8 protein-coding genes are annotated in these 9,523 nt (G+C 55.7%); 7 read left to right on the forward strand and 1 reads right to left on the reverse strand.

The window, feature by feature from the left end; all coding sequences use genetic code 11:
- Positions 1–16: 16 nt before the first annotated feature.
- A complete protein-coding gene (locus NNN71_RS21660; RefSeq protein WP_271459313.1) occupies positions 17–1,303 on the forward strand; it encodes a porin in 1,287 nt (428 codons plus the stop codon).
- 178 nt (positions 1,304–1,481) lie between these two features.
- Here NNN71_RS21660 and NNN71_RS21665 read toward each other — a convergent pair whose 3' ends face one another.
- Positions 1,482–2,744: a dicarboxylate/amino acid:cation symporter gene (locus tag NNN71_RS21665; RefSeq protein WP_163449519.1), complete on the reverse strand. Its 1,263-nt coding sequence runs from the start codon at positions 2,742–2,744 to the stop codon at positions 1,482–1,484.
- 275 nt (positions 2,745–3,019) lie between these two features.
- Here NNN71_RS21665 and tar point away from each other — a divergent pair, with 275 nt between their 5' ends.
- From tar to cheZ, 6 genes are read left to right on the forward strand one after another with little or no spacing between them, the layout of a single operon-like run.
- The gene (gene tar, locus NNN71_RS21670) at positions 3,020–4,678 is read left to right on the forward strand and encodes a methyl-accepting chemotaxis protein II (protein WP_167575554.1); all 1,659 of its coding nucleotides are present in this window, start codon (positions 3,020–3,022) and stop codon (positions 4,676–4,678) included.
- Between the two features lie 39 nt (positions 4,679–4,717).
- Complete coding sequence (locus NNN71_RS21675) at positions 4,718–6,322, forward strand: methyl-accepting chemotaxis protein (protein ID WP_163449517.1); 1,605 nt, start codon at positions 4,718–4,720, stop codon at positions 6,320–6,322.
- Positions 6,323–6,345: 23 nt separating this feature from the next.
- Positions 6,346–7,212: a protein-glutamate O-methyltransferase CheR gene (gene cheR, locus NNN71_RS21680; RefSeq protein ID WP_163449516.1), complete on the forward strand. Its 867-nt coding sequence runs from the start codon at positions 6,346–6,348 to the stop codon at positions 7,210–7,212.
- Positions 7,209–8,258 (forward strand): protein-glutamate methylesterase/protein-glutamine glutaminase, encoded by a 1,050-nt coding sequence (locus NNN71_RS21685; protein WP_064544649.1) that lies wholly within the window; start codon positions 7,209–7,211, stop codon positions 8,256–8,258. The genes cheR and NNN71_RS21685 overlap by 4 nt, the downstream gene beginning before the upstream one ends.
- Positions 8,259–8,274: 16 nt before the next feature.
- The gene (gene cheY, locus NNN71_RS21690; RefSeq protein WP_024552273.1) at positions 8,275–8,664 is read left to right on the forward strand and encodes a chemotaxis response regulator CheY; all 390 of its coding nucleotides are present in this window, start codon (positions 8,275–8,277) and stop codon (positions 8,662–8,664) included.
- A 10-nt stretch (positions 8,665–8,674) separates the two neighbouring features.
- Positions 8,675–9,319 carry a protein phosphatase CheZ gene (cheZ, locus tag NNN71_RS21695; protein WP_163449515.1) on the forward strand — a complete coding sequence of 215 codons (645 nt, stop codon included), beginning with the start codon at positions 8,675–8,677 and terminating at the stop codon, positions 9,317–9,319.
- Positions 9,320–9,523 lie beyond the last annotated feature (204 nt).

A 9,523-nucleotide genomic window follows, 5' to 3' on the forward strand; every position in this document is an offset into this window, starting at 1 on the left:
AGGTTAAGGGATTTCTATGCGCGTAAAAAAAGTAATGATTAAACCCTCTATTATCGCTCTGGCTATTACTGCGGCGGTAGGTGCACCAGCTTGTGCTCTGGCAAGCAGCGGCGACTTTGCCTCTCCGGCGTATACGGCGACGCAAACCAAAGGGGAAATGGTCTATGAAAGCGATGATACGGCGGTCTCCATTATGGGTTCCGTACGTTTGTATGCGAAGGACGATTCCGCGCATAGCGTAGAACATAATATTCAGAATAATGACTCGCGTCTGGGCGTCGCATTACGGCAGAAAATTAATGACAAAGGTTATTATGCGGTCGGTTATTACGAAACCGGTATTCACGGTCTGGATTCCGCCACTGACGATCAGGGCAATGATGTCTATACCCGTCAGGCGTACGCCGGGCTGGGCAATGATGAATATGGTGTAATCACATTTGGTAAACAGTATGCGCCAACAGACTGGGGGCTGGGTATTGATACCACTTATGCTTACGGCGGTAAGGCCAAACACGATACCGCCGGGATGTCGACGGATATTATTAACTCAGCGGCTATCTATTACTACAACACCAAAGAATTTACCGTCGGCGTAATGGGCCAGGGTAATGATGATGTAGATAAAATTGGCTTCGGTAGCGGTTATGGCGACGGCCCGGATATGCACGATGCTTACCATGACGGTTCTGCCACCGTTCACGGCGGCGCGGCGCTGGCGGCGCAGTATCGCTTTGACAATGGCTTCTCTGTTTCCGGTGCGGCAGCGTACAACAATTATACGGTTAACCAGGGGACAACGACGACCAATATGACCTATTACGACCAGAATGGTAACCCAATGGGTACTGTACCGGTCACCAACGTCACCGGCCCGTCATACGATGGTAACACCTACTCAATGGGCTTAAACGCCAAGTACACCGCCAATTTTGACGGCTTCACCTGGTATAACGCCGCGCAGGCGACTTACTACATCAACAAAGTTGACGATGTTCACGCGGCGGTCAGCGGCACCAGCAACGCCACCGACGATCAGGAAACTATCCTGGGACTGGAATATGCTTCTCAGTTCAAAATTACGCCGGAGTGGAGCGTTTACGCTAACTTTGACTGGACCGAAGGCGGCGATGCGATGGACGGACAGCACTTCCAGTCCACCACGCTGGGTACTGACTACTGGTTAGGTAAAAACGCCGTCACCTATATCGAATACGGCTATGAGAAAGCCAGCGGGAATACCGATGATTCTTATAACGTCTCCGATCACCTGGCTGCGGTAGGCCTGCGTATCTTTATCTAAATGCTGTAAACCCCCATCTTATGCCAGTGGGGTGGGGGCCGTACTTTTCATTTGCTCTTGTTACTATTGTGTTGATGTCGCTGTGGGGAGGGGGAGTGCTTCGCGGCGATAATGGCAGGTTTATTTCCTATTTAGCCAGACCCGGAGGTCTGGCTTTTCTTTTATGTCGCCCTGTCGTTTACATATTCTGCTGTACGACTTCGGGAGCTTCCTGCGCCAGCTCGCCCTCGTTCTGCGACAGCATCGCCGTCGCGACGCCGTTACCCAGAACGTTAATCGCCGAACGGCCCATATCGAGGAAGTGGTCAATGCCCATCAGCAGCAGGATACCCGCAACCGGAATATTAAAGCTCGGAATGGTCGCTGCCAGCACCACCAGCGCTGAACGCGGCACCCCGGCAATCCCTTTGGATGCCAGCATCAGCGTCAGCATCAGGACCGCAATCTCAGAGAAGCCAAGATGGATATTGTAGGCCTGTGCAATAAACATGGATGCAAAAGAGCAGTACACCATCGAACCCACCAGATTAAAGGAGTAACCAATCGGCAACACGAAGGAGACGATGTTGCGCGAGCAGCCAAATTGGGTCAGCTGTTCAAGGGTTTTCGGATAGGCCGCTTCGGAGCTGCTGGTGGTAAACGCCACCAGCACCGGGTCTTTGAGCATGCTGAGCAGGCGGAAGACTTCTTTCTTCAGCACCATATAGCCAATGGCCACCAGCACGCAGCAGGTCAACAGAATTGCCACGTAGTAGCCGCCAATAAATGAAGCGTAGTTCAGCAGGATCCCCAGCCCTTCGGTGGCGATAACCGAGGAGATGGCGGCAAAAATAGCCAGCGGCGCAACGTACATCACGTAGCCGGTGACTTTCAGCATGATATGCGAGACCACATCCAGCGCGGCCACTAACGGCGCGTTGAATTTCTGTCCCAGCGAAGCCCCGCCGATGCCGAAGAACATCGAGAAGACCACAATCTGCAGAATTTCGTTATTTGCCATTGCGCCGACGATGCTGGTCGGGATGGTATGTGAAAGGAAGCCCTTCAGGCTCATGCCACTGACCGCCAGACCGGTATCAACCGCATCTTTTGGTACGGTCAGATTCAGACCCGCCCCCGGCTGTTGCAGGGTGACGATAAACAGGCCCACCAGAATCGACAGTACCGAAGAGCTGATAAACCACACCATCGCTTTACCGCCAACGCGGCCAATCGTCGAGGTTTCACCCAGCTTCATGATCCCGACCGTTAAGGTGCTGAACACCAACGGCGCGATGACCATTTTGATTAGCCGGAGGAATATATCGGTGAGAAGAGTGATGTTACCAGACCATACTTCGATGGTGGTTGCTGATGCATAGGAATGGATCATTGCGCCGGTGAGAATCCCCGCCAGCATGAAAATCACGATAAAAATCGTGAGCTTATTTGCGTTTGCCACAAAAATACCCCGTCAGATTACGAAAAAGCCCTGCGATGAAGAAAATGATTTTTTAGTTATTAAATACCATCAATTTATTCACCACATAAATTGTATGAAAGTGAGGGGATTTACAACTTTTTTTTATATTTTATAAAAAGCGTTGTGATTCAGTGGGTCACACGCACCGTCGTTTTGCTGCCTGAGAACGCTCACGATTTTTACCCTGCGTGCACATAAAGTTTCTTTTTGGGATGCCGATAACAGCGAATAACACGTTATTGAGAAGGTGCTGTATGTTAAACCGTATCCGCGTTGTCACGCTGCTGATGTTGGTGCTGGTCGTCTTCGCACTTTTGCAGTTGGTCTCCGGGGGCTTTTTGTTCTCCTCGCTGCATCAAAACCAACAGAGTTTTGCGCAATCTAACACGCTTCGTACGCAACAAGCCGAACTCACCAAAGCGTGGGATCTGCTGCTGCAAACCCGCATCAACCTTAGCCGCTCTTCGGCGCGGATGATGATGGACACCGCTAACCAGCAAAGCAGCGCCAAAACGGAATTGCTGAAAAATGCACGCACCACGCTAACCCAGGCGGCAGAACACTTTGCGCGCTTTAGCGAACTTCCCTCGCAGCCGGCGATGAATGACGCCAGCGCCCAGGTGACGAAGACCTATCAAAACTATTCCGCGGCGTTACAGGAGCTGGTGGGGTTCCTGGAAGGCGGCAATATGGACGCCTATTTTGCCCAACCGACGCAAGGCATGCAGAACGCCATGGGCGAGGCGATGAATCAATACGCCACGCAAAGTGAAGCGCTTTATCAGCGCGCCTTTACCACCAGCAGCAGCGACTACCAGATTGCCCGCTGGCAGCTGGCGATTCTGGCGGTGGTGCTGGTGATCGTGGTGGTCGGTGCCTGGTTTGGCATCCGCGCGATTCTGCTTAAGCCGCTGGCCTCCGTGATGGCGCACATTCGCCAGATTGCCGCCGGTGATTTAACTCAACGCCTGACGCTGCGCGGGCGAAACGAAATTACCGAACTGGCCGATACGGTTACCCATATGCAAAGCGCGCTGATTGATACCGTCACTCATGTACGTGAAGGGGCAGAGGCTATCTATCACGGCACCAGCGAAATCGCCGCCGGCAATAACGACCTTTCCGCGCGTACCGAGCAGCAGTCGGCGTCGCTGGAAGAGACGGCGGCCAGCATGGAGCAACTGACTGCCACGGTGAAGCAGAATGCCGAAAACGCACGTCAGGCGTCACAGCTGGCGCAGCGCGCATCCGACACCGCGCAACATGGCGGCAGCGTGGTGAATGGCGTGGTGAATACCATGCACGAGATTGCCGCCAGCTCGCAGAAAATTTCCGATATTACCGGCGTTATTGATGGCATTGCTTTCCAGACCAACATTCTGGCGCTGAACGCCGCCGTGGAAGCCGCACGCGCCGGGGAACAGGGGCGTGGGTTCGCGGTGGTGGCCGGCGAAGTGCGTAACCTGGCAAGCCGCAGCGCTCAGGCGGCGAAAGAGATTAAAGCGCTGATTGAAGACTCCGTGGCGCGCGTTGAAACCGGCTCCGTGCAGGTTGAAACCGCGGGGGAAACGATGACCGATATCGTCAATGCCGTGACCCGCGTCACTGACATTATGGGGGAAATCGCCTCGGCTTCTGACGAACAGAGCCGTGGGATCGATCAGGTTGCCATCGCCGTTGCGGAGATGGACAGCGTCACCCAACAAAACGCCTCGCTGGTGGAAGAGTCAGCCTCTGCCGCCGCCGCACTGGAAGAACAAGCCGAACGCCTGAACCAGGCCGTCGCGGCATTCCGATTGAACGTCGCCTCAGGAAATAGAGCGACGACATCTGTACCGGCAGCAACGCTGGCGAGACCTCGCCAAGCGCCCGCCGCCAATCGAACCTCTGATTCTAACTGGGAAACCTTCTAATTTTATCTGCGGTCCAGGGCCGCCTCCAGGAGTGTGGTGATGCTTTATCGTATTCGAATCTCTACCACGTTGTTTCTGATTTTGATTCTCTGCGGCATTTTGCAGATTGGCAGTAACGGGCTCTCTTTTTGGGCGTTTCGCGACGGACAAAACAATATTTATCAGGTGGATCAGAGCAGCCAGCAGCTAAGCACGCTCACGGAATCGCGAGCGGCCATGCTCCAGGCCAGCACCATGCTCAATAAAGCCGGTACGCTGGCGGCGCTGAGCTATCCGCCCAATGAAGTACGGGCCATGGTTGACGATGTGAAGCAGAACCTTTCGCAAGGCGAGGCGCTGTTTCAGGGCTTTATGGCGCTGCAACTGATGAGCGAGAGCGATAAGGCGCTGCAAGAACAGACGGCGAAAAGTTTTACCACCTGGCACGAGATGCTGGCGCATCAGGTCGCCTGGCTGGAGAACAATCAGCTTTCTGAGTATGTCGCGGCGCCCGTGCAGAAAACGCAGGACCAGTTCGATGCCAACTATGAAAGCTGGCGCAAGAATATTGAGCACTATGTGGCGGCGGCGAAAAGCGAAAGCCAGAGCGACTATGCGCGTTCCACGATGATGTTTATCGCGATGGTGATTATCTCCGTGGCGATTACCCTCGTGGCATTGTGGTGGGTGCGCCATATGGTGGTCAAACCGCTGGCCATTATCAGCAGCCATTTCGACAGCATTGCCAAAGGCAATCTGGCGCGGCCAATTGCGGTGTACGGTAAAAATGAAATCAGCGCCATTTTCGCTGGGCTGAAGTCGATGCAGCAATCTCTGCGTAAAACGGTAGGCGAAGTGCGCCAGGGCAGTTTTGCGATGCACACCGGGATTTCGGAAATTGCCGCTGGCAACAACGACCTTTCTTCCCGTACGGAACAGCAGGCGGCGTCGCTGGCGCAAACCGCGGCGAGCATGGAACAGTTAACCGCAACCGTCAGTCAGAACGCCGACAACGCGCGTCAGGCTTCTAACCTTGCCCACGGCGCGGCGGACACCGCTAAACGTGGGGGCGAACAGGCCAACCACGTGGCGCAGACGATGCAGAATATCGCCACCAGTTCGAAGAAAATCAGCGACATTATCAGCGTCATCGACGGCATTGCCTTCCAGACCAATATTCTGGCGCTGAACGCCGCCGTGGAAGCAGCGCGTGCGGGCGAGCAGGGGCGCGGGTTTGCGGTAGTGGCCGGTGAAGTGCGTAACCTCGCCAGCCGCAGCGCCCAGGCGGCAAAAGAGATCAAAGTGCTGATCGAAGAGTCGGTGGCCCGCGTACAGGAAGGATCGGCGCTGGTCGAAACCTCCGCCAGCACCATGAGCGAGATTGTCCAGTCGGTTACCCGGGTGAACGACATCATGGGGGAAATCGCCTCCGCCTCTGATGAGCAGCGCCGGGGCATTGAACAGGTCGCGCTGGCCGTCAGCCAGATGGACCAGGTGACGCAACAGAACGCCGCGCTGGTGGAAGAAGGGGCGGCCGCCACTGAACAGTTGGCAGGCCAGGCCGATCGCTTAACCTCTGTGGTCTCTGTGTTTGAACTCGAAGAAGTGAAGGTGGCCGCCGGGCGTGAAAACGTCTCGCTGGCCGCAGTACCTGCTGTTTCCTGAATGATGTGATGTAAGAAGGCGCTATGACTGTATCTCTGCCAAATGGGCAATCGCAATTACTGAGCCAGCTGACGCAGCGCCTGACGCTCACCGACGCGCAGTTTCGTCGGATCTGCCAACTGATCTACCAGCGCGCCGGAATCGTGCTGGCAGATCACAAACGTGACATGGTTTACAACCGACTGGTTCGGCGCCTGCGGGCGTTGAATCTGGATGATTTTGGCCATTATCTCAGCCAACTGGAGGCCAACGGCGACAGCGCGGAGTGGCAGGCGTTTATCAATTCGCTGACCACCAACCTGACGGCGTTCTTCCGTGAGGCGCACCATTTTCCGACGCTGGCGGAGCATGCTGCGCGCCGGCAGGGTGAGTACCGGGTCTGGAGCGCCGCGGCGTCGACGGGGGAAGAGCCGTATTCCATCGCCATTACCCTGGCCGATACCCTGGGCACCGCGCCGGGTCGCTGGAAGGTGTTTGCCAGCGATATTGACACCGAAGTACTGGAAAAGGCGCAAAACGGCATTTATCGCATGGAAGAGTTGAAAACGCTCTCCCAGCAGCAGTTGCAGCGCTATTTCATGCGCGGAACCGGCCCGCACGAGGGGCTGGTGCGGGTGCGTAACGAGCTGGCGAACTATGTGGATTTCACCACGCTGAACCTGCTGAATGCGCACTACAACGTTCCCGGGCCATTTGACGCTATCTTTTGCCGTAACGTAATGATCTATTTCGATAAAACCACACAGCAGGAGATCCTCAAGCGCTTTGTGCCCCTGCTGAAACCCGACGGGCTGCTGTTTGCCGGGCATTCGGAAAACTTTAGCCATCTTGCCCGTGAGTTCAGCCTGCGCGGCCAGACGGTCTATGCGCTAAGTAAGGGAAGAGCATGAGTAAAATCAGAGTCTTGTCGGTAGATGATTCGGCGCTGATGCGCCAGATCATGACGGAGATTATTAATAGCCACGACGACATGGAGATGGTGGCGACTGCGCCGGATCCGCTGGTGGCTCGCGACCTGATTAAAAAATTCAATCCAGATGTGCTGACGCTGGACGTGGAAATGCCGCGCATGGACGGCCTCGATTTTCTCGAGAAGCTGATGCGCCTGCGGCCGATGCCGGTGGTGATGGTCTCCTCGCTGACCGGCAAAGGGTCAGAGGTGACGTTGCGCGCGCTGGAGCTGGGTGCGGTGGACTTTGTCACCAAGCCGCAACTGGGCATTCGTGAAGGGATGCTGGCCTACAGCGAAACCATTGCCGATAAAGTGCGCGCCGCCTCCCGCGCGCGCATTAGCGCCCACAAGCCATTAGCCGCGCCGGTGACGCTAAAAGCCGGCCCGCTGCTCAGCTCTGAGAAGCTGATTGCTATCGGCGCCTCTACCGGCGGCACGGAGGCGATTCGCCACGTGCTGCAGCCGCTGCCGCTCTCCAGCCCTGCGCTGCTGATAACCCAGCATATGCCGCCGGGCTTTACCCGTTCGTTTGCCGAGCGCCTCAACAAGCTGTGCCAGATTACGGTGAAAGAGGCGGAAGACGGCGAGCGTGTGCTGCCGGGCCATGCCTACATCGCGCCAGGCGACAAGCATATGGAGCTGGCGCGTAGCGGCGCGAACTATCAAATCAAGATTCACGACGGGCCGCCGGTTAATCGCCATCGCCCGTCGGTTGATGTGCTGTTTCATTCGGTCGCGAAGCACGCGGGGCGCAATGCCGTGGGGGTGATCCTCACCGGCATGGGCAACGACGGTGCGGCCGGGATGCACGCGATGTACCAGGCCGGTGCCTGGACCATCGCGCAGAATGAAGCCAGTTGTGTGGTGTTCGGCATGCCGCGCGAGGCCATCAATACCGGTGGCGTCAGCGAAGTGGTCGATCTTAGCCAGGTAAGCCAGCAGATGCTGGCGAAAATCAGTGCCGGACAGGCAATACGTATTTGATCAGGAGAATTATTTTATGGCGGATAAAGAGCTTAAGTTTTTGGTTGTGGATGACTTTTCCACCATGCGTCGCATCGTACGCAACCTGTTAAAGGAACTGGGATTTAACAACGTTGAAGAAGCGGAAGACGGCGTTGACGCGTTAAACAAATTGCAGGCAGGCGGGTTTGGCTTCGTGATTTCTGACTGGAACATGCCAAACATGGACGGTCTGGAACTGCTGAAAACCATCCGCGCTGACGGCGCGATGGCGGCCATGCCGGTATTAATGGTGACCGCGGAAGCGAAGAAAGAGAACATCATTGCTGCTGCGCAGGCCGGCGCCAGCGGATACGTGGTGAAACCGTTCACCGCCGCGACGCTGGAAGAGAAGCTGAATAAAATCTTCGAGAAACTGGGCATGTGAGGTGACAGTCATGATGCATTCTTCTATTAAGCCCGGCGATGAACACTCCGCTGCGGACATTATTAGCCGCATCGGCAATCTGACCCGCATGCTGCGCGATAGCCTGCGCGAACTGGGGTTGGATCAAGCCATTGCAGAAGCGGCGGAGGCGATTCCCGATGCGCGCGACCGTCTCGACTACGTGGTGCAAATGACCGCGCAGGCCGCTGAGCGTGCGCTCAACAGTGTTGAAGCCTCTCAGCCACATCAGGATGAAATGGAAAAAGGCGCGAAAGCGCTGACACAACGCTGGGATGCGTGGTTTGAAAATCCGATCGAGCTGGCCGATGCCCGCGAACTGGTGAGCGATACGCGTAAATACCTTGGCGACGTGCCGGGGCATACCAGTTTCACCAATGCGCAGCTGCTTGAAATCATGATGGCGCAGGATTTCCAGGACCTTACCGGTCAGGTTATCAAGCGCATGATGGATGTGATTCAGGAGATTGAACGTCAGCTGCTGATGGTGCTTCTGGAGAATATTCCGGATCAGGGATCGCGGCCAAAACGTGAAAATGACAGCCTGCTCAACGGGCCGCAGGTCGATACCTCCAAAGCGGGCGTCGTCGCCAGCCAGGATCAGGTGGACGATCTGCTCGATAGCCTGGGCTTCTGATCGCCGCCAGCCAGCCTGGATAGCCGCATTTCGTTCTGGATTGCGGGCTATCTCAGGCTGGCGACATGCTTTACCGCCGTTTTTTACATTTCAGAGTACCGTGGTCATTTTATTTCTCTCCCGCTAATTTCATTTCCGAAAATGAAGCCAACGTCACGGCGGCTTACGCCTGAGTGACAGTGCAATATATAGACTTGTCATAAT

This window comes from Kluyvera sp. Awk 3, assembly GCF_028069715.1.
GTDB lineage: Bacteria > Pseudomonadota > Gammaproteobacteria > Enterobacterales > Enterobacteriaceae > Kluyvera > Kluyvera georgiana_A.

What these genes read in the sequence shown, in the direction of transcription:
- NNN71_RS21660 (WP_271459313.1), top strand. Translation starts at nt 17, where the DNA reads ATGCGCGTAAAAAAAGTAATGATTAAACCCTCTATTATCGCTCTGGCT.
- NNN71_RS21675 (WP_163449517.1), top strand. Translation starts at nt 4,718, where the DNA reads ATGCTTTATCGTATTCGAATCTCTACCACGTTGTTTCTGATTTTGATT.
- cheY (WP_024552273.1), top strand. Translation starts at nt 8,275, where the DNA reads ATGGCGGATAAAGAGCTTAAGTTTTTGGTTGTGGATGACTTTTCCACC.
- NNN71_RS21685 (WP_064544649.1), top strand. Translation starts at nt 7,209, where the DNA reads ATGAGTAAAATCAGAGTCTTGTCGGTAGATGATTCGGCGCTGATGCGC.
- cheR (WP_163449516.1), top strand. Translation starts at nt 6,346, where the DNA reads ATGACTGTATCTCTGCCAAATGGGCAATCGCAATTACTGAGCCAGCTG.
- cheZ (WP_163449515.1), top strand. Translation starts at nt 8,675, where the DNA reads ATGATGCATTCTTCTATTAAGCCCGGCGATGAACACTCCGCTGCGGAC.
- tar (WP_167575554.1), top strand. Translation starts at nt 3,020, where the DNA reads ATGTTAAACCGTATCCGCGTTGTCACGCTGCTGATGTTGGTGCTGGTC.